At 34.0% G+C, this 24,000-nt stretch carries 22 protein-coding genes; 2 read left to right on the plus strand and 20 right to left on the minus strand.

The window, feature by feature from the left end:
* Positions 1–128 precede the first annotated feature (128 nt).
* From rbsU to parE, 5 genes are all read right to left on the minus strand, one after another.
* The gene (rbsU, locus tag EKM79_RS04105; RefSeq protein ID WP_125566166.1) at positions 129–1,022 is read right to left on the minus strand and encodes a ribose/proton symporter RbsU; all 894 of its coding nucleotides are present in this window, start codon (positions 1,020–1,022) and stop codon (positions 129–131) included.
* A 181-nt stretch (positions 1,023–1,203) separates the two neighbouring features.
* Entirely contained in the window at positions 1,204–2,139 is a 936-nt protein-coding gene (locus tag EKM79_RS04110) for a manganese-dependent inorganic pyrophosphatase (protein WP_125566168.1), read from the minus strand.
* 22 nt (positions 2,140–2,161) lie between these two features.
* On the minus strand, positions 2,162–3,118 hold the full coding sequence (locus EKM79_RS04115; protein ID WP_425454021.1) for a LysR family transcriptional regulator: 957 nt from the start codon (positions 3,116–3,118) through the stop codon (positions 2,162–2,164).
* 93 nt (positions 3,119–3,211) lie between these two features.
* Positions 3,212–5,653, minus strand: a complete 2,442-nt coding sequence (parC, locus tag EKM79_RS04120) for a DNA topoisomerase IV subunit A (RefSeq protein ID WP_125566175.1) — start codon at positions 5,651–5,653, stop codon at positions 3,212–3,214.
* A gap of 10 nt (positions 5,654–5,663) precedes the next feature.
* Positions 5,664–7,664 (minus strand): DNA topoisomerase IV subunit B, encoded by a 2,001-nt coding sequence (gene parE / locus EKM79_RS04125; protein ID WP_125566177.1) that lies wholly within the window; start codon positions 7,662–7,664, stop codon positions 5,664–5,666.
* A 220-nt stretch (positions 7,665–7,884) separates the two neighbouring features.
* Between parE and plsY the strand changes: the two genes are divergently transcribed.
* Complete coding sequence (gene plsY, locus EKM79_RS04130) at positions 7,885–8,502, plus strand: glycerol-3-phosphate 1-O-acyltransferase PlsY (protein ID WP_125566179.1); 618 nt, start codon at positions 7,885–7,887, stop codon at positions 8,500–8,502.
* A 21-nt stretch (positions 8,503–8,523) separates the two neighbouring features.
* Here the strand turns inward: plsY and EKM79_RS04135 are convergent, their stop codons facing one another.
* The 12 genes from EKM79_RS04135 to EKM79_RS04190 all read right to left on the minus strand — a co-directional run bounded on the left by EKM79_RS04135 (position 8,524) and on the right by EKM79_RS04190 (position 19,585).
* Positions 8,524–9,399: an aldose 1-epimerase family protein gene (locus EKM79_RS04135; RefSeq protein ID WP_125566181.1), complete on the minus strand. Its 876-nt coding sequence runs from the start codon at positions 9,397–9,399 to the stop codon at positions 8,524–8,526.
* 11 nt (positions 9,400–9,410) lie between these two features.
* A complete protein-coding gene (hslU, locus tag EKM79_RS04140) occupies positions 9,411–10,850 on the minus strand; it encodes an ATP-dependent protease ATPase subunit HslU (protein WP_125566183.1) in 1,440 nt (479 codons plus the stop codon).
* A gap of 15 nt (positions 10,851–10,865) precedes the next feature.
* The gene (gene hslV / locus EKM79_RS04145) at positions 10,866–11,390 is read right to left on the minus strand and encodes an HslVU peptidase proteolytic subunit (protein ID WP_125566185.1); all 525 of its coding nucleotides are present in this window, start codon (positions 11,388–11,390) and stop codon (positions 10,866–10,868) included.
* A 13-nt stretch (positions 11,391–11,403) separates the two neighbouring features.
* The gene (gene xerC / locus EKM79_RS04150; protein ID WP_125566187.1) at positions 11,404–12,303 is read right to left on the minus strand and encodes a tyrosine recombinase XerC; all 900 of its coding nucleotides are present in this window, start codon (positions 12,301–12,303) and stop codon (positions 11,404–11,406) included.
* A complete protein-coding gene (gene topA / locus EKM79_RS04155) occupies positions 12,303–14,387 on the minus strand; it encodes a type I DNA topoisomerase (protein ID WP_125566189.1) in 2,085 nt (694 codons plus the stop codon). Before topA ends, xerC begins: the two co-directional genes overlap by 1 nt.
* Positions 14,388–14,500: 113 nt before the next feature.
* Positions 14,501–15,325 carry a DNA-processing protein DprA gene (gene dprA / locus EKM79_RS04160; protein ID WP_246005621.1) on the minus strand — a complete coding sequence of 275 codons (825 nt, stop codon included), beginning with the start codon at positions 15,323–15,325 and terminating at the stop codon, positions 14,501–14,503.
* Between the two features lie 26 nt (positions 15,326–15,351).
* Entirely contained in the window at positions 15,352–16,137 is a 786-nt protein-coding gene (locus EKM79_RS04165; protein WP_125566190.1) for a ribonuclease HII, read from the minus strand.
* Positions 16,127–16,981, minus strand: a complete 855-nt coding sequence (gene ylqF, locus EKM79_RS04170; RefSeq protein WP_125566192.1) for a ribosome biogenesis GTPase YlqF — start codon at positions 16,979–16,981, stop codon at positions 16,127–16,129. The genes EKM79_RS04165 and ylqF overlap by 11 nt, the downstream gene beginning before the upstream one ends.
* A gap of 9 nt (positions 16,982–16,990) precedes the next feature.
* Entirely contained in the window at positions 16,991–17,215 is a 225-nt protein-coding gene (locus EKM79_RS04175; RefSeq protein WP_125566194.1) for a YozE family protein, read from the minus strand.
* A 20-nt stretch (positions 17,216–17,235) separates the two neighbouring features.
* Entirely contained in the window at positions 17,236–17,835 is a 600-nt protein-coding gene (locus EKM79_RS04180) for a YpmS family protein (RefSeq protein WP_125566196.1), read from the minus strand.
* A 2-nt stretch (positions 17,836–17,837) separates the two neighbouring features.
* A complete protein-coding gene (locus EKM79_RS04185; RefSeq protein WP_125566198.1) occupies positions 17,838–18,698 on the minus strand; it encodes a DUF459 domain-containing protein in 861 nt (286 codons plus the stop codon).
* Between the two features lie 44 nt (positions 18,699–18,742).
* Positions 18,743–19,585 (minus strand): DegV family protein, encoded by an 843-nt coding sequence (locus tag EKM79_RS04190; protein WP_125566200.1) that lies wholly within the window; start codon positions 19,583–19,585, stop codon positions 18,743–18,745.
* A gap of 303 nt (positions 19,586–19,888) precedes the next feature.
* Here EKM79_RS04190 and trhA point away from each other — a divergent pair, with 303 nt between their 5' ends.
* Entirely contained in the window at positions 19,889–20,542 is a 654-nt protein-coding gene (gene trhA / locus EKM79_RS04195) for a PAQR family membrane homeostasis protein TrhA (RefSeq protein WP_125566202.1), read from the plus strand.
* On the opposite strand, the gene EKM79_RS04200 is transcribed toward trhA, so the two are convergent.
* Genes EKM79_RS04200 through EKM79_RS04210 form a run of 3 tightly spaced genes read right to left on the minus strand, consistent with a single transcriptional unit; the run spans position 20,539 to position 23,916 of the window.
* Complete coding sequence (locus tag EKM79_RS04200; protein WP_246005622.1) at positions 20,539–21,030, minus strand: dihydrofolate reductase; 492 nt, start codon at positions 21,028–21,030, stop codon at positions 20,539–20,541. The genes trhA and EKM79_RS04200 overlap by 4 nt on opposite strands.
* An 11-nt stretch (positions 21,031–21,041) precedes the next feature.
* Positions 21,042–21,998, minus strand: coding sequence for a thymidylate synthase (locus EKM79_RS04205; RefSeq protein WP_125566203.1), 957 nt, complete (start codon positions 21,996–21,998; stop codon positions 21,042–21,044).
* Between the two features lie 16 nt (positions 21,999–22,014).
* Positions 22,015–23,916: an ATP-binding cassette domain-containing protein gene (locus tag EKM79_RS04210; protein WP_164506001.1), complete on the minus strand. Its 1,902-nt coding sequence runs from the start codon at positions 23,914–23,916 to the stop codon at positions 22,015–22,017.
* Between the last annotated feature and the right edge of the window lie 84 nt (positions 23,917–24,000).

The following is a 24,000-nucleotide window of genomic DNA, read 5'->3' on the forward strand; positions in this document are numbered from 1 at the left end:
GTGCATAAAAATAGGCATCCTCATTGAGGATGCCCATAGGCCAAAAATCATTCATCAATACTATTTGACAAAGAGCCAAAAAATAGACTTATCTGTTAAAAGATAAGTCTATTTTCAGTTCAATAAAACTATTTTATAAAGGCTGTTACTATTCCAGCAATTACAACTAATAATAATCCTGAAAGAACAGCAATCATTTCCTTCTTTGTCTTATGTTCATGTAATATATAAATTCCACCAAGTGTGGCGATGACCACATTCATTTGTGAAAGTGTAAAACCTGTAGCCAAACCGTTAACATCTGGTCTTGATGATATCAAGTATGTTAAGGCCGCTAACGCAAATGAAAAACCACTAATTATGTTAGTATAAGAACTTTTAGTTGCAAATGGTTTTGTTTTACGATTTGACTTTGATAATAGGGCAAATAATGTTGAAAATACTGCCATTCCTAAGGCCTGTGGTAAAAATGCTTCAAAGCCATTAACTGAAACTGCTTGTGGGAATGCTGAATAACCCAAGTAACCCACCGCAGCAACTAATACTAAAAGGACTCCTCTTGTAACATCACCATTGGCAACGTCTGTACTTGTCTTTTTTTCACTATAGGTTGTTAAATATACACCAAAAATAATCATTGCGATTGATAAAAATCCGATAGTTTTAGCAACGTTAGAACTCCAGTTACCTAAAATAAATACTCCCCATAATGAAGTACTTACTAGCTGAAATCCTGTAGAAATAGGCATAGTTCTTGAAACTCCCATTACAGAAAAAGCATAGAATACTAATACTTGTCCTAATGACCAACTGGCACCTGATAAGAATGTGAATAAAAAGTCTTTTCCACTAATCATTGGCGTCTGGTTAAATAATGTTACTACAATTGCAGCAATTAATGTACCATATGTAGTTCCAAGAATTTGATTAACTGGTCTACCGCCGAATTTGCCCGTCAAGATTGGCATAACACCCCAACCTATCATAGGCATAAGGCCAATTAATAAGTTAACTGCACTCATTTAAAAACTCCCTTTTGTAATATAACACCAATATAAAAACTGCTAGATCAAAAAACAACCCAGCAGTTTTGATGATGTAAAGTATTATACCTGTTAACGATAACGTTTTCAAGAAAACAGATTCATATTTCACAAATTATTTTTTTATTTTCATAAATGAAGCGGTTTCATAATTTTACTATTAGAATTTTTCATTTAATGGTGGTACAACTTGCTTCTTACGTGAAACAACGCCAGGTAATGATGCCTTATTATCTTCTACTTTTGTATCAAGAGCTTTTTCGAAAACAGATACTGCATTTTCACTACCGATTACCAAACCTGTAGTATCACTTGTCAAAATATTAGTAATTAACAATACAAATAGATTGTAACCATCCGCTTCATTTTCAGCTTTAATATCAGCTGTAAATTCAGCTTCTCTCTTCAATGTATCAGCAATATCAACGGTATTTACTTGAGCAATACGAACACTATTTCCATTCATATCAAAACTCTTAGCATCCATATCAATTAGTTCTTTAGTAGACTTACTGTCAAGATTTGTACCAGCTTTAAGCATATCTAATCCATATGATTCATAATCAATACCAGCTGTTTTTGCAAGGCTCTTCAAGGCAGCCTTATCTTCATCTGTTGTTGTAGGTGATTTTAATAGAAGTGTATCTGAAATGATAGCTGAAGCCATCAAACCAGCTAAATTACCAGGTACTTCAACATCTTCTTCGTTATACATCTCCCAAAGAATTGTACTTGTACAACCAACTGGTTGAGCACGGTAATATAAAGGATTAGCAGTTTCAAAGTTAGCAATTCTGTGGTGATCAACAACATGTGTAACTGTTAGATCAGCAATATCGTCTAAACTTTGTTGACTTTCGTTGTGATCAACAAGCATAACTGATTTTACTTCGCCATTAGCAGCAGTAATAACACGTGGGTACTTGTAATCAAACTTATCAAAAACATATTTTGTTTCTTCGTTAGGTTCACCCAAAGCAACTGCTTCAGTGTTATATCCTAACTCGTTTTGCAAATGTGAATATGAAATTGCCGCTACAACAGCATCTGTATCTGGATTTTTATGTCCGAAAACTAATTCTTTTTCCTTTGTCATTCTAAAATTCCCCTTTATTAATTTATCTTGAAGACTTTAAGCGATCAATATAATTCTTATCAGCCAAGAAATTATCCCACTCGCTGAGAAATTCCTTTATTCGAGGAATTTTCTCTTTGTCTTCCCGATATACAAATGATAATTCACTTGATACCGCAGGTTCAAGTGGTGTTTGATAAAGTTTAAACATTGAAGCATGTGCTATACAAAAACTCAAAGGTAAAACTGTATAAATATCCTCTGAACTTTGAGCAAATTTCAAAAGTTGATACGGAGAAGAAAACCTAGCAACTACAGTTGGCTGATCAACCAATGCGTTTCTAAAGCGCTCTTTAAGTAGGTCTGATAAATAATAATCCTTAAGATATGCAGCCCACGGCTTCTCAATAGCATCCCTATAACTAGCTATACCTTTTTTATAAATCTTATCATCATTATGTACCAAGACAATATTGTCATTGATGATTTTCTTAGATTTATAAATTTTCCAATTTTTAATATTCTTGTCTGGTAAGTACATAATGGCTAAATCTATACGGTTGTTCTCTATATGATCCCAAATTTCTTTTCTAGTTAAGAGATTCAAATCTATTTCTACATTTGGATTAATGCGGTTATATTCTACTATGAAATCTTCTATAACCATCGACTCAGCTGTTGATAATAAACCAATACTAATTGTACCCGTCTTATCTGAAGATTCTTGTTGAATCTTGTCTGTAACAGAATTAATGACATCGAAAATTTCATGTGTTGCTTTCAATAAAGAAGTACCAGCATCCGTCAGATAGATTTTCTTACCCATACTATAAAATAGCGGTACACCAACAACCTTCTCAATTTTTTTAATTTGTTGAGTTAGGGCTGGTTGCGTAATCCCTAATGATTGAGCTGTTTTTGTATAACTCATATTTTTTGTTAACTCATCAAAATAGTTCAATGCTTTAGAACTAAATACGCGTCTAGATTTTTCGTCCAACAATAAGACGTCCTCCTAATCATTGTGAAAAGATATTTCTAATTCTATGGAACAATCATACTATATAAATTAAAAATAATCTTGTTGTATTTGTTATTTTTCTATTACTTTTTTCACAAATCTAATTGGATTTCCGTCAGTTTCTGGATCCATAACAAATGAACCGTTTGAATATCTGTCTGCACTTTGATGTGAGCTTTCATCCAGAGATATTTCTTGATTAGTATCAGTGACAATCGAAAGTACTTCATTGCCTGAAATATTAGTTACCAGTGAAACTCGATGAGGAGCTCGTTTTAGTTCCCTCAAAGTTAAAACTCCTCGTCGTGCACGACTAGTTGATGGAATTTCCGTCAACTTCATCTGCTTATAAGAACCACGTTGTGTAAGTAAAGCAATCTTATCATCATCACTTGTTGTGAAGAAATATCCTGCCAGTTCATCGTCATCTTTCAAACTAACAAATTTAACCCCTACAGCTTTGCTACCAACGACCGGTACTTCATCAATAGGAAAAGCTGAAGCATAAGAGTGCTTAGTAAATACATAAATCTGTCCCTTTTCATTCTCCGGAACATAATATACTTCCATAACTTTAGCATTATCAGTCTTTAATTTACTATAACGACTAGCTCGAGATTTATAAGTTCTACCTGGTAATAAATCGCTAAAAGCAACTTGCTTAATATAATTTTCACTAGTACCAATTAAGAAAGTACCTTTTTGCTCTAATTTTTTAAAAACAAAAGCTTTAAGAATTGATTCATCATTTGCCAACCCAATTTCTTGCGACAAATGTGATCCAGTATCTTTCCAACGATTATCATCCACTTCAAAAATCTGTCTATAAATCATATTACCTTTATCAGTAAAAATGAATAGATGGTCAAGGGTATTAACCTCTTGATTTAAAATTGGATAATCTTCGTCCTTAAGACCATTATCGCTAGCATCAGAGGCCTGATATGACCGTAAACTACTACGTTTTACATAACCGTCATGACTGACTAATAGACGAACATCTTCACTAGCAACTAGCACACTAGTATCCACCTCAATATCGGCAACTTCAGCCTCAATTTTTGTACGACGCTCATCAGCATATGTATCACGAACCTTACGAAGTTCCTTTTTAATAACTTTCATTAAAGTTCCGTGATCATTAATAATCTTATCTAAAGATGCTATCTGATCATTAAGTTCTTTATCTTCCTTTTGTAACTCAGTCACATCAGTATTAGTTAAACGATAAAGTTGTAATGAAACAATTGCTTCAGCCTGATCTTCACTAAATTGATATTCCTTAACCAAATTATTCTTAGCGTCGGATTTATTTTTACTACTACGAATTGTCTTAATAACCTTATCTAAAATCGAAAGAGCCTTGATCAAACCTTCAACAATGTGCAATCGTTTCTTAGCCTTTTCCATATCAAACTTGCTACGTCTTAAAACTACATCTTCCTGATGTTTAACATATTCCCTAAGAATTTGAACTAATCCAACTTGTTGTGGACGCATATTTGCAATTGCTACCATATTAAAATTATACGAAATTTGTAAATCCGTATTCTTAAATAAATAATTTAGTATTCCTTGTGCATCAACATCACGTTTTAATTCAACGACAATCGATAATCCCTGACGATCACTCTCATCACGAACTTCAGCTATTCCATCAACTTTTTTCAGAACACGCATTTCGTCCATTTTCTTAACCAAAAGAGCTTTATTAACTTCATAAGGAATTTCGGTAATTACAATTTGAGATTTATGACCTCTTATTTCCTGTATAGAGGTTTTTGAACGAAGGTAGACTTTACCTCGTCCTGTCTCATATGCTTCTCTAATTCCTTCAGCTCCTTGCAGAATACCGCCAGTTGGGAAGTCAGGACCCTTAACTATTTCCATTAAATCATCAAGTGTAGCTTCAGGTTTATCAATCAACTTAATCGTTGCATCGATAACTTCACCCAAATTATGTGGCGGTATTTCTGTAGCGTAACCAGCTGAGATACCTGTTGCACCATTGACTAATAAATTAGGAAATCTTGCGGGTAGTACTTTTGGTTCCTTTTCAGTATCATCAAAGTTCCATTCCATATCAACGGTATCTTTGTTGATGTCACTTAGCATTTCTATAGAAATTTTACTTAATCGAGCTTCAGTATAACGCATGGCTGCGGGTGGATCACCATCCATGGAACCATTGTTACCATGCATTTCAATTAAAGGATTACGTAATTTCCAATCTTGAGATAGACGAACCATTGCTTCATAGATTGAGGAGTCACCATGGGGATGAAAATTACCCATGACATTACCAACACCTTTAGCAGATTTTCTAAAACATTTATCAAAAGTATTTCCATCAACATACATTGAATACAAAATTCTTCTTTGTACTGGTTTCAGACCATCCCTAATATCCGGCAATGCTCTTTCCTGAATAATTGATTTAGAATATCTCTCAAAACGGTCGCCCATTATTTTTTCTAATGGTAGATCCTGAATTTTAGGAGAATTGTTAGCCAATATATATCACCTATTCCTTATTCAATAAATCATCAACGATTTTATTATCAATTGGATCAGTCTCATCAACCTTTTCCAAAATATTGTCGCCTTCTTCTGTACCATTAAATCGAACATTTTTTTCGATCCAGTCACGTCTAGGTTTAACCTTGTCACCCATTAATGTTGTTACACGACGTTCTGCTAAGGCGGTATCGTCAATATTAACACGAATTAAAATTCTTGATTCTGGATCCATAGTTGTATTCCACAACTGATCTGCATTCATCTCACCAAGTCCCTTAAATCGTTGCAATTCATAACCTTTGCCCATTTCCTTAATGGCATTTTTAAGTTCATCAGGTGTCCAACAATATTTCATCTTTGTCTTCTCACCTTTACCCTTTTGCAATTTATATAAAGGTGGTAACGCAATATACACATGTCCAGCTTCAACTAACGGTCGCATATAGCGGTAGAAAAATGTCAATAACAAGATTTGAATATGAGATCCGTCATCATCGGCATCGGTCATAATAATGATTTTGTCGTAATTACGATCTTCTAACTTAAAATCGGCACCTACTCCCGCACCAATAGTGTATATCATCGTATTGATTTCTTCATTTTTATAAATGTCTTCGAGTTTAGCCTTTTGTGTATTTAAGACTTTTCCACGCAACGGTAAAATTGCTTGGAATTTACGATCTCTACCTTGTTTAGCGGAACCTCCGGCTGAATCACCCTCAACTAAAAATAATTCATTCTTAGATGGGTTTTTAGATTGTGCAGGAGTTAGTTTACCTGATAGTAATCCATCCGTCTTTTTATTTTTCTTCCCATTTCGACTAGTTTCACGCGCTTTTCTAGCTGCTTCACGCGCCTCACGTGCCTTCAGAGACTTCTTTACGAGTGTTTGGGCCTGCTCACCATTTTCCATCAAATAAAAGCTCATCTGTTCATAAACAAGCTGATCAACGGCAGAACGAGCCTGTGGTGTACCCAGTTTACCCTTAGTCTGACCTTCAAATTGAAGTATTTCCTCAGGAATACGAACCGAGATAATAGCTGAGAGCCCTTCACGCACATCACTACCTTCTAGATTCTTACTATTCTCTTTTAATAATCCAACTTTTCTAGCATAATCATTAAATGCTTTAGTAAGACCAGACTTCATACCTGATTCGTGAGTACCACCATCAGCAGTTCTAACATTATTTACGAATGAAATGATATTTTCAGAATAACCATCATTATATTGACCAGCAAATTCAATTTCCATGTCAGAATTAGTACCTTCGACATAAAAAATACCACCAATTGTATCTTTATCTTCATTCAAATACTTAACAAATGATTGAATCCCATCTTCATAATGAAATACATCACTTTTTTCTTCTTCTCCACGTTTATCAGTAATGGTGAATTTTACGCCTTTTAGAAGAAATGCTGATTCACGAAGTCTTTCAGCTAAAGTATCGTAATTATACTTTGTAGTTTGAAAAATACTGGCATCAGGTTTGAAACTGATTGTGGTACCACTATCTTCTTTAGTTGATCCAGTTTTCTTTAAAGTACCAACCGGATGACCACCATTCTCAAAACGTTCCTCATATACTTTATGATCACGTACAACTCGTACAGTCATCCACTCGGACAAGGCATTAACTACAGACGATCCAACACCGTGAAGGCCACCAGAAGTCTTATAACTATTCTCAGAAAATTTACCACCAGCATGTAGCACGGTTAAAATAACTTCAATAGTCGGTTTGCCACTTGCATGCATACCCGTTGGCATCCCACGTCCATGATCGACAACAGTAATACTACCGTCATGATTAATAGTTACATTTATTTCTTTTCCAAATCCTGATAAAGCTTCATCAACCGCATTATCAACAATTTCATAAACCAAATGATGCAGACCACGTGAATCTGTTGATCCGATGTACATACCTGGTCTTTTACGGACGGCCTCTAAGCCTTCCAAAATCTGGATTGACGAATCATCGTATGATGATTTTGGCATTTATATCATTCCTTTTTTATTAATTACTAGTTCGACATTTTTCTATTATATCACTATATTTTAACACCTAAGAACATTTTTGAACATATGTTCGTTTTTTTAACTTTTACTTTTTAGTCATTTTAGTAGATAATGTCTAAGTTGGTATCTGTTATTCGAAATAAAAATACCTTAGAGTTACAATATACCAAAAAAATAAAACATAGAGAGTGATTTTTATATGAAACTTCTCATTTGTGCAATTTTAGCCTATTTAGTGGGCTCGTTTCCAACTGCATATATCGTTGGTAAAGTATTTTTCCATAAAAATATTTTTAACTTCGGTAGTGGAAATGTCGGAACTACTAATGCTTACCGTGTATTCGGTCCCTATGCAGGTACAGGAGTATTAATCGTAGACATTTTGAAGGGAACCCTAGGTGCACTTATGCCTGTTTTCTTCGGTTTAAACCATCACTGGATTTTATTCATTGGAATTTTTGCCGTTATCGGACATGTATTTTCTATTTTCTTAAAATTCCGTGGTGGTAAAGCTGTAGCTACTAGTGCTGGAATATTGCTAGCTTATAATCCTTTATTATTCGCAATTTGCTTTATATTCCTAGCAACAATAGTCTATGTGACAAGTATGGTCAGTGTGGCGAGCCTAACAACAGTCTTATTTTTTGCCATTGCCTCGATATTCCTACATGACTGGATTCTTACAACCGCAGCCATCATAGTAACCATTATCGTGTACATAAGACACATTCCAAATATCAAGCGTTTGTTAAAGGGCAAGGAAAATCTTGTTCCAATCGGTTTAGCATACAAGCGCCAACAAAAAAACGACCATTAATTGGTCGTTTTTTTATTACAATTATTTAATGGAAATACTAAAATATGCCTCGAACTGCTCATTAGGAGCCAGTTTGTTAACACCATACTTTGTCTTAAAGTTGTTATCACTATCTGTTTTATCAGCCAGACCCCACCACGGCTCAATACACATGAAATCACCTGCATCGGGGTATGATGACCACATACCAAAATATTTAGCATTACCTGTATCAACAGTTACTTTATGTTCAGATTTTTTACTTGAAATAGATACAACGGCTGGTTCATTTAATCGATAAATCAACGCATCATTTTTAAATTCATCATGATTCATTGAAAAGTTTTGATTTTCCACTTTGTATTCACCATCAAGATCAATTTGGTGTTCAACTATAGGAATACTCGATCTTGTTTCCGCTGGATCAACTTTTACATCGAAATCTTCAAATTTAAGATTACTATCAAACGGAACCGCAAAACCTGGATGTGCTCCAATATTGAAATACATATCCTCTGATTCTTCAAGACTATCAACCAAATAACTGACTTGTATAGTATCCTTAACCAATTGATAAATAACACTCAACTTAAAATGATATGGATATTCAGCAAGACTGGCCTCACTTGTTGTCAATGTCAAAACAAGTTTTGAGTCAGTTTGAGATTCAAGATCAAACTCTTGATCTCTAGCAAATCCATGTTGTGTCATTTTGTATTCATTACCATCGATAAAATAATGATCGTCTTTTAAACGTCCAACGATTGGGAATAAAACTGGAGCATGTCTCCCCCAAATTTTCGGATCAGCTTGCCAGATAAATTCAATATTATTACCATCCTTGATACTACTCATTTCGGCACCTTTAGAATTAACCTGGACAGTTAAGAAATCGTTCTTTAGTTCGTACACTTCCATAATCTTTCCCCCTAGAGAATATAACGCGATAGATCTTGATCATCAGCAATTTTGCCAACTTGTTCTTTGACATACTCACGGGTAATTGTAATATCCCCCATTTGCATATCAGGACCTTCATACAAAATGTCTGCCAAAATCTTTTCTAGAACTGTTGCCAACCTTCTGGCACCAATATTCTGATTAGTATTATTAAGGTTGAAAGCAATTTTTGCAATCTCCTCCACTGATTCTTTAGTAAAAGTTAAATGAATCCCATCTGCACGAGTCAATGCCACGTATTGCTTTGTCAAAGCATTATCAGGTTTAGTCAAAATTTGAATAAAGTCAGCTTCGGTTAAATCTTGTAACTCAACACGAATTGGAAAACGACCTTGTAACTCGGCAATCAAATCACTTGGTTTACTTTCAGCAAAAGCACCGGATGCAATGAACAAAATGTGATCTGTATTAACAGCACCATATTTTGTATTTATTTGTGAACCTTCAACGATTGGAAGAATATCACGTTGAACACCTTCACGAGAGACTTCTCCTGAAGTCTTCTTACTTCCGGCAGCAATTTTATCAAATTCATCAATAAAAATAATCCCATTGTTTTGAGTACGCTCAATAGCAGCTTGATAAATCTCATCATGATCAACACGTTTTTGAGATTCTTGTTGAATCAATACTTCACGTGCTTCACTAACAGTAAGTGTCCTAGTAATCATCTTTTTAGGCATCAAAGAATCCATCATTCCGCCCATATCAAGACCCATTTGAGCCATTTGATCATTCATAGGGTTAACCTTACGTGATTCTTCAACCTTGATAGTAACTTCTCTATCTTCAAGTAATCCTTTATCCAATTGTTCTTTTACTGTCAAGCGCTGATCACGAACCTCATCAGTTACATCAGCGTTACTATCAGGATCATCATCGTTATTTTGACCACCCATAGCTTCTTGAAGATTGGCTGAATTTTGAAGATTATTTAACATGGACATAAAGTCCATATTATTATTGTTATTTTGACGACGTTCTTTTTTAATTCCAGGAACCAATAACTTAACTAATTTTTTATCAACATCGCGACGAACTTCTGGACGAATCTCATCGAATTTTTCTTTTTCTTCCATTGTTACAGCTACATCGACCAAGTCACGCACCATAGATTCCACATCACGTCCAACATAACCGACTTCAGTAAACTTGGTAGCCTCAACTTTTACAAATGGGGCCTTAACGACTTTTGCTAAACGTCGAGCAATCTCAGTTTTACCAACACCAGTTGGTCCAATCATCATTAAGTTCTTAGGAGTTATTTCTTGTTGTAATTTCTTTGGAACCTGCATACGACGGTAACGATTGTACAATGCAATTGCTACCGCCTTTTTAGCATCATCTTGTCCAATAATATAATTATCCAATTGAGCGACTATTTCTTTAGGTGTTAAAATGTTATCCATTTATTACTCTCCAATTTAAAATTTGTCTGAAATAATATTATCGTTTGTAAAAATATCGATACCAGAAGCAATCTTAATTGCCTCACGTGCCATTTGTTCTGCATCCATGTCAGTTGCATGCCTTTGCATCGCAATAGCTGCAGCTTGGGCAAAATTACCACCTGAACCAATGGCTACAACATCCTCATCTGGTTCAATAATTTCGCCACTACCAGAAATTAATAATAAATTATCTTTATCCATGGCAATAAGCATAGCTTCTAGTTTTTGAAGAGTTGGATCTTTTCTCCAATCTTGTGCTAATTCCACAGCAGCACGTTTAAGATTACCTGAATATGATTTTAACTTTTTCTCTAACCAATCTTGTAATGTAATGGCATCAGCAACACCACCAGCGAAGCCGATAACAACTTGGTCATCAAAAATACGTCTGATCTTGTGTGCTGAACCTTTCATAATAAATTTTTCACTCAAAGTAACTTGTCCATCACCAGCAATAGCTGTATGTCCATCATGTTTAACCGCAACAATAGTTGTCATTTATTTACCTTCCTTACCTTGGAAAATATTTTTTATAATCTTTTTGTAGATGTTCCATCGTCACATGCGTATAAATCTGGGTAGTTGAAAGACTTGAATGTCCAAGTAATTCCTGAACGGTTCTCAAATCAGCCCCATGATCCAACATGTGTGTGGCAAAAGTGTGACGAATCATATGGGGATGTATATCCGAGGTCAAACTGGTTTTTTTAATAATTTGATTCAAAATATATTCAATTCCCCGACTAGTCAAACCTTTACCACGGTTATTTACAAAGACAAATTGATGATCTTGATTATTAGCTGACATCAATTTCTTTCTGCCATCATCAATATAACGCGTCAGTGCATTTTTAGAGTAACTACCAAAAGGAACATAACGATCCTTATCACCCTTACCATGTACAAGAACAATTCCATTATTAAAATCCAATTGTTCTAAAGTTAAGTTAGCACATTCACTAACACGCATTCCTGTGGCATATAATAATTCTAACAAAGCTGAGTTTCTCTCAGAAAGAGCATCGTCACCCTTCACAGCCTCAAACAGTTGATTCATTTCTTTTTCATAAAAGAAACGAGGTAATTTTCGACCCTTACGCCGTAATTGAACTAAGTCAAATGGATTAGCTTTAATAAACTTATTGCGAAGCATGAAATTATAAAATGAACGCAACGCAGAAATTCTCCTAGCCACTGTCTCATCAGCATAATCCTTCTCATCAAGGTACGTTAAATAGGTTTCAACATCAACACGATTGACTTGAGTGAAACCTTTAAATCCACCATTCTGATCAAGAAACTTCATAAAATTATTAATGTCTTCTAAATAAGAATTCTTAGTATCTTCAGAATAATGATGATTTATCATCAAATAATCAATAAACTTATCGATTAAGTCTTGTTCAATCACTATTTTTGAACCTGCTCTTCATAATCACCATTTGGACATAATACTTGGCGACCACCTTTAACTTTCTTTTCGACTAAGTAATGGCCATCCTTAGGACAATCACGTCCAATTGGCTTGTCCCATGAAACGAAATCACAATCGGGATATCTCGAACAACCGTAGAAAATACGATTCTTCTTAGATTTTCTTTCAATAACTTGCCCCTTCTTACACTTAGGACAAATTACACCAATTTCTTTAACAATTGGTTTTGTGTTACGACAATCAGGGAATCTTGAACAAGCATAGAACTTACCGTAGCGTCCCATTTTAATAACCATTGGTGCACCACAGACGTCACAATCCATACCTGCTGGTTCGTCTTTAATTTGAACCTTTTCAATTTTACTCTCAGCTGATTCAAGTTCTTTAGCAAAAGGCTTGTAGTAATGGTCAACTACTTCGACCCAATCTTCTTTACCTTCTTCAATTTCATCTAATTCATCTTCAAGATGAGCTGTAAAATCGATATTAACAACATCAGGGAAATAATCTTGAATCAAATTATCAACTATTTCACCAAGTTCTGTTGGTTCAAAACTCTTACCATTTAGCTTAACGTAATAACGTCTTTGAATAGTATCAATAGTTGGAGCATAAGTTGATGGACGACCAACACCATTTTCTTCTAGCGCTTTAACCAATGAAGCTTCAGTAAATCTTGCTGGTGGTTGCGTGAAATGTTGTGCAGGATCATTTGATTGTAATTTCGCCTTGTCACCTTCAGCTAATTCAGGAAGAATATTATCCTTCTTGTTAGATTCTGAAGTACTTTGGTAAACCTTACGATAACCTTCAAACTTAATCTTAGAACCATTTGCTCTAAACATAACTCCATTTTGAGTCAAATCAACTGTCATCGTATCATAAACTGCTGGTGTCATTTGACTAGCAACAAATCTTGACCAAATCAATTCGTACAAACGAAATTGATCGCGACTCAAGATTTCTTTTAAAGATTTAGGTGTACGTAAAACCGAAGAAGGTCTAATGGCCTCATGGGCATCTTGAGCACCTTCTTGGTTTTTATCTTTACGCATTTTCACGGCTGCGAAAGGTTCACCATATTCTTCATGAATAAATTCTGATGCTTCAGTTTGAGCCACTTTAGAGATACGCTTAGAATCAGTACGCATATAAGTAATTAAACCTACGGTACCCTCTTTTCGGCCAAGATTGATTCCTTCATAAAGTTGTTGGGCAATCATCATTGTTTTTCTAGTTTTAAAATTCAACTTGCGGTTTGCTTCTTGTTGAAGTGAACTAGTTGTAAATGGTGCTGCTGGGAATCTTTTACGTTCTTTCTTAGTTACTTTCTCAATTTCAAAATCATCTTTTTTGTTTATACGACCAAGGATATCCTGAACTTGATCATTATCCTTGAGTTCAACTTTTTTATGATCAACTCCATAAAAATTAGCTTTGAACTTGTCTTTACCATGCTTGAACAAAGATTCAATAGTCCAATATTCTTCTGGTACAAACTTTTTAATTTCTTTTTCACGTTCAATAACTAACTTCAATGCGATTGATTGAACACGACCAGCACTTAATCCCTTTTTAACTTTTGCCCAAAGAATTGGTGAAATCGAATAACCTACCAATCTGTCAAGAACACGACGTGCTTGTTGGGCATCAACCAAATTCATATCGATACTGCGAGGCGTTTTGAATGCTTGCTTAACTGTATCTTTCGTAATTTCATTAAATACAACACGATTCTTACCATCAACATCCAATCCTAATAAGTGAGAAACATGCCATGCAATGGCTTCTCCTTCACGATCCGGATCGGCTGCAAGATAAACTCTTTTGGCCTTTTTAGCCTCTTTCTTTAAATCTTTAATAACAGGGCCTTTACCACGGATGGAAATATACTTAGGTTCGTAGTTATGCTCGATATCTACACCCATCTGACTCTTAGGTAAATCACGAACATGACCCAAACTAGCTACTACATGGTAATTACGTCCCAAATACTTTTCGATTGTTTTTGCTTTTGAGGGTGATTCAACGATCACCAAGTTCTTTTGTTTCGCTGGCACGCAAAGTGCTCCTTTCTGAATGAATCAATTAAAAACTGTTCAATATATTATATGTTTTTTTAAAATTGTCAATTCAAATGATACATTTAATTGCTTAATTGCGAAAGCGTTATCTACAATTCATTAAAATTAATTAACGGAATTGCACCTTCTTCTATCAATTTATTACATCCACGAGATAAGGAATCACTAATTTTTCCTGGTATTGCATAGACATCACGATTCTCCTGTAATGCAATTTCCGCAGTAATTAATGATCCACTGCGTTCTTTAGCTTCAGTTACAATTACTTTTTGACTGACACCTGCGATTATACGGTTTCGCTGAGGAAAATGCCACCTTCTTATGTGACACCCAGGTGGATATTCACTAATTACAAGTCCATACTCGAAGATTGAATCCTGTAATTTTTTATTATTAGACGGGTAATAATCATCAAGACAATTACCAATTATGGCAATTGTATCAACATTGTTATTAATCGCCGACTGATGCGCCCAACCATCGACTCCTTTTGCTAATCCACTTACAACCGTATATTTTCCTTTGATTTTGGGTATCAATCCATTGATACATCGATAACTGTACTGTGTAGCTTCTCTAGCACCAACTATGGCAATACAATTAGTTATTAGTAATTTAATATTCCCTCGATAAAACAATAATGCTGGAGGATTATATATTTCTCTTAAAGTACTAGGATATTCATCACTAAGATAATTTATGGCCAGAATTCCAGACGCATTTTGATCTCTAAATAATAGAAGAAACTGGTCAAATTTTTCCCAAGTCCATTTATTCTTTAAAAAAGAAAATGCATCTTGTTCCAGATTATCACTATTTTGTGAAATTTTAATAATTTTAAGCATTTCCTGATTTGAAATCATCAATGTAAGTCGACATTTAATTAAGAAATCTGTTAACTCGTTTATATTCATATAAAAAAACCACCTTCATAACTAAATTACGAAAATGGCGTTTTATATAACTTATTCGTATTACGAACTGGAGAAAAACTCATACGGTGAATTGGAGTTCTACCAAATTTGTCCAAAGCAAGAAGATGTTCTTTGGTACCATAACCATCATTTTTTAAAAATCCAAATTCTGGATACAACTTATCGTATGCACTCATTAATCGATCTCGAGAGACTTTAGCCACTATACTGGCAGCTCCAATGCTTAAAGATTTGGAATCTCCCTTAATTAACTTAGTCTGGCCAATGTTGACAGGAATTTTCATCGCATCAACTAAAATGTGATCTGGCTTTAAATATAATTTATTAATCGCATCTTTCATAACCAATTCAGTAGCATGGTAGATATTTTCTTTGTCAATAAGAGCCGAACTACCTACTCCAATACTTATATCAATAGCCTGTTCACAAATTTGTCGATACAACTTATCACGTTTTTTTTCGGTTAATTTTTTTGAATCATCAACTTCATATAACGTGTTGTCGGCGGGCAAAATAACCGCTGCCGTAACAACTGGTCCAGCTAATGGACCACGCCCAACCTCATCGACACCAGCTACTGTAAGACCATGATTCCAATAATCACGTTCTAAAAATTCTTTCTTGTGAAATTTTTCAATCAATTCATTTTGAAGCTGCTCTTTTTTAAAATATTGCGTCAATAATTTCTGAACACCAGTACGTTTATCATCTGCCAATAATTCTAAATCGTTCTGATCAACATTACCAGACAATAAAATTTTTACGTCCTTAATGGTCATTTTATTCTTCATAAAATTCACCTGGGACATCTAATGTAACTCGACCCAATTTTAGTTTTCGAATATCTTCAATAATACGTCTAGAAGCACGATCATAGTCTTCCTTATAACCAAACTTTTCAGTTAAATGCATCAATAATTCTGGAGTAGTATGGTCAAATAAATCTGATTTTTCAAGATTATAAACATCTATTAATCGATCTAGATAATGTGTCTCTAAAAAGTCCAACGCATAAATTGCCACATCATCTGGAGCATAAATTTTATCCTTGATGGCACCCGAAAGAGCTAATTTCATCCCAACTTTGGGATCATCAATTTTGGGCCAAAGGATTCCTGGTGTATCTAATAGATCAATATCATACTTTGTTTTTAACCAATTTTGATTTTTTGTAACACCAGGCTTATTACCAGTTACAGCAACGTTTTTTCCAACTATACGATTTAAAATAGTTGATTTACCAACGTTTGGTATACCAATACACATTGCTTTAATACGATAATTCTTAACACCATTTTTTTCATATTTAGCAATCTTTTCAGCCAGCTCTTGGTGAATCAAAGTATTAATTTTGCCTAATCCCTTGTTATGTTTGGCATCTAATTCAATTGATTTAGTTCCTTCTTGTTCAAAATTAAGCTTCCAATCATTTGTAAGCTTTGGATCCGCCAAATCAGACTTGTTTAAAATAATAATATGTTTCTTTTGATCAATTATTTGTTCCAATACTGGATTTCTAGAGCTATAAGGCAAACGTGCATCAACAATTTCTAGCACAATATCAACCATTTTTAGCTTATCTTGTACTTGATTTTTTGCCTTATTCATATGTCCTGGATACCATTGTAACGCCATATTTATCACCTATTTTCTATCAGTGTCTTGATACTTTTGATACGCTTCATCAAAAATCGTCATACTTGGTAAATAACCAGCATTTAATTCTAGATAGTCAGAAATTTTTTCGTAATCTGTTTCTTGTTTAGGAAAAGACTGATCTCGATGTGCATTAGCCGCGAATTCCGCTTCAGGCTCAGTACTATCCGCATTTCTCAATGTCATCAAAAACTCATAAAAACTACGTTTCATTGCTCCTCCTTAAGTAAGTCCTATTGCTTACTGGTAATCTTCTCATTCATAATATCAAATTGAAGTTTATTATTCTTTAAATCAATCTTTTTGGCACGAATTCCATATCCCTCTTTAGTCGTAAATTTAGTAAATTTAAGCAAGATTGTTTTATCTTTACTATTAACACTGACCCATTCAGGAATTTTAAAGCTATTATTGATGTAATTCATAACAAATGATATTGGTAATGATAACTCACCAATTCTGATATCTCGTGCTTTCAACAAAACATCCCCATTCGTCTTAGCATAGGGTGTCATAACTAGGGCAAAATGAATTTTAGAACCCAGGAATGCAATTGCGCCAGTCAATTCAGCATTAGTTTTTTTCAACTTAAGTTGATATTCGGTTTTTCCATCATTCAAAGTATTCTTTAAATAATACTGTGCCATTTTATTGGCTTCGTCCTTATTCATATCAACACTAAAGACCTTATTGTCTTGTGATTCTATATTTGATGTTACTTTATATGTCTCGCTACTAGAACTTAATACTTTAGTACCTAAAATACCTATACCAACTACTAAAACAGCAACAAGTGCGATAAATGCATATTTCCAATAATTTCTATTCTTCATAACTATTTAATCAGCCATTCCTTCGATGTTTTACTTACTTCCTCAAAAACCTTAGCAGTCATCATATCATATCCAGTAGCATTCGGATGAAAGTGATCTCCATTGTATAAATATGGATTGACACCATCTTTTTTGATCTTTTTCATCGTTCTTTTTGACGTATACAAATTATTAATATCTACGAAATAAGTAACATTTACTGTAGAGGCCACCTGTGCAGAAGCTTTATTCCAATTGATAAAGGCTGTCTTAGCATCTTTTACATTAGATAAATAAATACTAAATGGATTATAAATACCAATCAAATAAATCGGTGAATTACTATTGTAACTTCTAATATCAGATAACAATTGTTTTAAACGTTCATCAAACTGTGTTTGTTCATTACTAATGTCAGATGCAGTCAAATCAATTCCCTTACGTTTTAGTAAATGCATGAAGTCATTACCACCAACAGTAACTGTAATAATATCAGCTTTGGGAAGATCTTTATGCATTTTTTTGTCGTTTTGAATACGTGTCATTATTTGATTGCTAGTATCACCTGAAACGCCATAATTGTAAGCATTAGTCTTTACTTTGTACTTGTCAGTAACTTTTTTCTTCAATCTTGTTACATAACCACCGCCAATTGATTTGGAATCACCAACGCCTTGAGTCAAAGAATCGCCAATTGCGACTATATTGATCTCGCTTTTTTTAGTAATAACCTTCTTCTTCTTTTTTTCTACAACTTTTTCAGTTTTAGCAGTATTAATAGTCGTGCTGTTTGGTTTTGATTGGATAAAATAATAACTCAATCCACCGCCAATTACTACTAAAATAACCACAATTAATGTGATCCAAACACTTTTTTTCTTCATATACTAATCCATCTTTCAAAAAAAGCTGATGTTTTCATCAGCTTTTACTCTGTATAAAATTCAATTGCAAATGCTCCTGATCCGGCATGGGTTGCAATAACCGGGCTAGTTACTCTAATAAGTAAAGGAACATCTGGTACTATTTCTTTTAGTTTATCTTTTAGTTCATTAACATAATCTAATTTATCAACATATGAAATACCAATAGCCTTAATGTTTTCCAGACTCTTGATTTCTTCCATAACATTATTCATATACTTTTCAATGGTTTTACGACCTCGACCACGCTTAGCAATATCAAGACTATTGTTTTTCAAAGTCAAAACCAAATTTATATTCAATAAAGTTGACAAAGTACTAGCAAATCGACTTAATCGCCCACCACGAAGGATATTTTCAATGCTTGTAACACCCATATATAAATAAGTATGATCTCGAATCACTTCAATAGCTTTTTTAATTTCCTCTATGGACTTACCTTCTTGTGCAAGTTGAGCTGCACATATAACTTGAAATGCTAAAGCACGATCAGTAAATTCTGTATCAACAACTTCCATATGGCGATCAGTCATTTCAGCAACTTGTCTAGCAGCATTAACTGTACCACTAATGGACTCTGTCATATTCAATGAAAGAATATCCGTATAGTCATCAGGAACATCATCGATAATCTTCATGAATGTACCAATTGATGGTTGAGATGTTTTTGGCAATTCGTTTGAAGAATCCATTTCTTTAACGAATTCTTCACGAGTTATATCGACACCATCGGTATAAGTATTGCCGTCGATGTTAATTGTAAGTGGAACAACTCCAATATCAAATTTTTTAATTTCTTCTGGAGTGATTTGTACCGACGAATCGGTAAGGATCTTTACTTTGCTCATTTTATCCCTCTTTCATAGGGTTTTCATTATTATCGATTAAATTATAACAGATTTATACTATTATATTAAATGTTATTGATATATCAACGTTTTTAAGTTCCTACTGAATTAGCAACATTCAAAAACATATTCATAAATTTTAACATCTTTTTCTATTATATTATACTTAGTTAAAATATTGAAAATAAAAATGAGCTTTCATTATATTAATTGAAAGCTCATATATTATTAATTAGTATCGGTTACTTATATTCAAAATTACGTTAAAATGTAATTAAGATATTATGAAAGTTGGTCTTAAATTTGGCTAAAAAAATAAAAACCTTTACCAGAAGATACATTATCACGAATGAAATATTCAGCGCCATAACTCATGGAATCGGGATCATCTTAGCTATAATCGGGGCAGTATTCTTACTAATTAAAGGATTTAAACAAGGTGACCCACTGGCAATAACTGCATATTTTATTTATGCTTTTACCCTTTTCTTCCTATACCTCAGTTCAACTTTATTCCATAGTTTATACTTTACAAAGGCAAAAGGGGTATTCCAAATATTTGACCATAGTTCCATTTTTCTAATGATTGCTGGTACTTATACCCCTTTCTGCTTAGTAGCTCTTAGAGGGTCATTTTTCGGCATAGCAATCTTGTCAGTTATTTGGATACTAGCCATCTTAGGAATATTATACAAAATATTTAATGTTGGTAAATTCAAATATTTAGAAACACTTCTATATGTTTTAATGGGTTGGGCAATTATTATTGCCATGAAACCACTGTACCAGTCCATTGGTGCAACTGGTATTTGGCTTTTAGTTTCAGGTGGAATTGCATTCACTTTAGGTGCCTGCCTATATTTAATGAAAAATCTTAAATACATTCACGTTATATGGCACATATTCGTAATGATTGGCACTGCATTAATGTATTTTTCAGTTTATTTTTATGTTTAAATTTTATCGTAAGTTTCGAAGGTGTATGGATAGATATTCTTATCGTCCACAACACCTTCTTTTTTTCCGATTAATTTAAAATCGTCGTAATTCAAATCGATCATTTTAACATCGCCATCAAACTCGTGATCTATCTTTGTTAAATATAATCTATCAACTTCATTTTTGAACATTTCAAATATTCCTGCACCACCGATAACCATAACTTCTTCATCATCTTTAACATAATTAGATAATTTATTCTTATCAGATAGTAATACAACCGATTCAGGTACTTCGTACTTAGTATTACGAGAAATTACAATATTCAATCGATTTGGTAATGGACCATTTGGGAAACTCTCGTATGTCTTACGCCCCATTACAATCGTATGATGTGCCGTAACATTACGGAAATGTTTTAAGTCATTCGGCATTGACCACGGCAAAGTGCCATCTTTTCCAATTATGTGATTCTTATCTTCAGCCCAAACAAAACTAATAATCATCTATTCTCTCCTTATACGGCAATAGGTGCCTTAATTGCTGGTTCTGGATTATAATCTTTAACTTGAATATCAGAGACGTCTATATCAAAAATACTTTTATCTGAATTTATTTCTAACTGCGGACCATCATGTAATTCACGTGATAACTGAGTCTTAACTTGCTCGATATGATTTAAATAAATATGTGCATCCCCAAGAGTATGAATAAATTCTCCCACTTCAAGTCCTGTTTCACGCGCAATTAAATGAGTTAACAAAGCATAGCTTGCAATATTAAAGGGAACACCTAAGAATAAGTCACCACTTCTTTGATACAACTGACATGATAACTTACCATCATTTACATAAAACTGGAATAAAGTATGACATGGTGGCAAGGCCATGGATGGCACATCTTCTGGATTCCAAGCGCTTACTATCATTCTCCTTGAATCAGGAGTTTTCTTTATTTGATCAATAACATTTGCAATTTGATCAATAATACCGCCATCACGAGTCTGCCAATGACGCCACTGTGCGCCATAAACAAAGCCTAAATCCCCAAATTTCTTTGCAAAATCATCATCATCAAGAATACTTTCATCGAATTGCTTTTTTTGGATTTTATATTCCTTAGCAAATTCTTCATCGACTAAACTTCTGCGTCCGAAATCAGTCATATCAGGACCTTTATATTCAGGACTTTCAATATATTTCTTAAATGCCCACTCATCCCATATATGATTCTTATGTTTTAATAAATAACGAATGTTAGTATCGCCGTGCAAAAACCAAAGCAACTCACTTTTAATCAATCCAAAGGGAACCTTTTTTGTAGTCAGCAATGGAAAAGACTTAGATAAATCAAATCGCATTTGATAACCAAAAGTACTGATAGTACCAGTTCCTGTACGATCACTTTTTTCGTGTCCATTTTTTAATACATAACTTAAAAGATCTAAATATTGTTGTTCATTAGTATTTGTCATGACTTCTCCTTATCTTTTACTCAAATTGGCCTAGGTATTCCCAACGTTCCATTAACTTATCAGCTTCAGCATTTTTTTCGTCTAGTTGTTTCTGAAAATCCATTAATTCCTGATAACCGTTAGAATCGTCATTCAATTGCTTTTTCAAAGTTGAAATCTCATCATCTAACTTCTCTATTTTCAGCTCTAACTTATCAAATTCCAATTTTTCTGCATATGTTAACTTCGTTTTTTCTTCTGGTTTCTTTTCAGCTATAGCTTCTTCTTGTTTCTTTTCCTTAGCCTCATGATGCTTGGCTTGTTCTAAGTCGTTCATCTTTTTAAGATACTCAGAATAAGAATCATAACTCTCTTTGATTTTTCCAATACCTTTAAAAATCAACAATTTATCAGCTATTTTATCCAAAAAGTATCTATCATGGGATACGGCTAGAACTGTTCCTTTAAAACTTTCTAAGTAGTTTTCGAGAATGGTGAGCGTCTCAATATCCAAATTATTAGTTGGCTCATCAAGTAATAATACATTAGGCTGATTCATTAGAATTGCCAATAAATATAGACGGCGCTTTTCACCACCAGATAATTCACGAATAAATGCACTTTGCATATTGTGATCAAACTTAAAAGTATCTAAAAGTTGTGAAGCAGACATTCTTTCACCATCGGTATTACGTACATTTTGACCAATACCTTCAAGGTAAAGAATAACCCGCTTATCTGGATCCATATCCTCTGTATACTGGGTATAATAACCTATTTTGACCGTTTGACCTGTCTTGATCTCACCTGAATCCAAAGGTATTTTATTAACAATCGTATTCAAAAATGTTGTTTTACCTGAACCATTAGACCCGGTAACACCAATACGGTCTCCCTTAGTAATTAGATAACTAAAATCATCAATAATAACTTTATCATCAAATTTAAGACTGGCATCTTTAATATCAAAAACGTCGTTTCCTAAACGTTGCTGTGCAATATCGATCGACATATCTTTTTGTACATCTGGTTTATCTTGTAAATCTTCTTTTAAATCTTTAAATCTATCAATACGAGCCTGCTGTTTAGTTCCACGTGCTTTAACACCAGCTCGCATCCAATCCAATTCCTTTTTATACATTTGTGTCTTGTGGTGCTGCTCTGAAGCATATATTTCTTCATTGGCAGCCTTTTGCTGTAAATATTTCTCGTAATTTCCATCATACTCAGTTACATTACGATTCTCTAATTCAAAAATTCGTGTAGCAACTGTATTCAGGAAATACCTATCGTGAGTAACAAACAAAACTGAACCCTTGTACTTATTCAAGTATCCTTCTAACCAGTCAATTGCTTCGTAATCCAAATGATTAGTAGGCTCATCTAAGATCAATAAATCTGAATCGGAAATCAACGTCTGTGCTAAAGCCACACGCCTTTGTTGACCACCAGATAAATCTTCAACCTTTTTATCCAACTCAGTAATTCCCAATTTATTCAGGATGGATTTAACATCTGATTCCATTTGCCAAGCTTCTGCAGCATTCATTTGTTCCTGGAGTTTAAAAAAATCATCCTGAATTTTTGTGTCAGTCGAGTTTGCATTGAATTTTGTTAATGCACGTTCATATTTTCTAATCAGTTGAAATTTCTCACCACTACCTGCGAAAACAGAATCAATAACTGATAGCTTCTCATCTAATTCGGGTTGCTGAGTTAAATAGGTTATTTTATAATTCTTAGGTTTTTCGATACCAATCGAATTTAAATCCTCTGGATTTACAATTCCGTCTAGTAACGTCGTTTTACCCGCTCCGTTAAGTCCAAGCAAACCTATTCTGTCGCCTTCTCCAATAGTAAAGGTCACGTTTTTAAAAAGTGTTCTTTCACCGAATGACTTATATGCATTTGTGATATTTAAAGTTTTCAAATAATTCACCACGTTAATTTAGTATAGTTACGTCTCTATTTTTTATTTAGAGGATGTCTTGTTAATTATCACATAAAATTAGACAAAACAAAA

Origin of the sequence: Companilactobacillus insicii (assembly GCF_003946015.1) — a bacterium.
In the GTDB taxonomy this organism is placed as follows: Bacteria; Bacillota; Bacilli; order Lactobacillales; family Lactobacillaceae; genus Companilactobacillus; species Companilactobacillus insicii.

Excerpts from the sequence above, each read along its gene's own strand:
- EKM79_RS04165 (WP_125566190.1), bottom strand. The coding sequence starts at position 16,137 with ATGAAGAATAAAATGACCATTAAGGACGTAAAAATTTTATTGTCTGGT.
- hslU (WP_125566183.1), bottom strand. The coding sequence starts at position 10,850 with ATGGATAACATTTTAACACCTAAAGAAATAGTCGCTCAATTGGATAAT.
- EKM79_RS04185 (WP_125566198.1), bottom strand. The coding sequence starts at position 18,698 with ATGAAGAAAAAAAGTGTTTGGATCACATTAATTGTGGTTATTTTAGTA.
- hslV (WP_125566185.1), bottom strand. The coding sequence starts at position 11,390 with ATGACAACTATTGTTGCGGTTAAACATGATGGACATACAGCTATTGCT.
- EKM79_RS04190 (WP_125566200.1), bottom strand. The coding sequence starts at position 19,585 with ATGAGCAAAGTAAAGATCCTTACCGATTCGTCGGTACAAATCACTCCA.
- ylqF (WP_125566192.1), bottom strand. The coding sequence starts at position 16,981 with ATGGCGTTACAATGGTATCCAGGACATATGAATAAGGCAAAAAATCAA.
- parE (WP_125566177.1), bottom strand. The coding sequence starts at position 7,664 with ATGCCAAAATCATCATACGATGATTCGTCAATCCAGATTTTGGAAGGC.
- EKM79_RS04205 (WP_125566203.1), bottom strand. The coding sequence starts at position 21,998 with ATGACAAATACTAATGAACAACAATATTTAGATCTTTTAAGTTATGTA.
- dprA (WP_246005621.1), bottom strand. The coding sequence starts at position 15,325 with ATGAATATAAACGAGTTAACAGATTTCTTAATTAAATGTCGACTTACA.
- rbsU (WP_125566166.1), bottom strand. The coding sequence starts at position 1,022 with ATGAGTGCAGTTAACTTATTAATTGGCCTTATGCCTATGATAGGTTGG.
- EKM79_RS04180 (WP_125566196.1), bottom strand. The coding sequence starts at position 17,835 with ATGAAGAATAGAAATTATTGGAAATATGCATTTATCGCACTTGTTGCT.
- plsY (WP_125566179.1), top strand. The coding sequence starts at position 7,885 with ATGAAACTTCTCATTTGTGCAATTTTAGCCTATTTAGTGGGCTCGTTT.
- EKM79_RS04175 (WP_125566194.1), bottom strand. The coding sequence starts at position 17,215 with ATGAAACGTAGTTTTTATGAGTTTTTGATGACATTGAGAAATGCGGAT.
- EKM79_RS04110 (WP_125566168.1), bottom strand. The coding sequence starts at position 2,139 with ATGACAAAGGAAAAAGAATTAGTTTTCGGACATAAAAATCCAGATACA.
- EKM79_RS04135 (WP_125566181.1), bottom strand. The coding sequence starts at position 9,399 with ATGGAAGTGTACGAACTAAAGAACGATTTCTTAACTGTCCAGGTTAAT.
- EKM79_RS04200 (WP_246005622.1), bottom strand. The coding sequence starts at position 21,030 with ATGATTATTAGTTTTGTTTGGGCTGAAGATAAGAATCACATAATTGGA.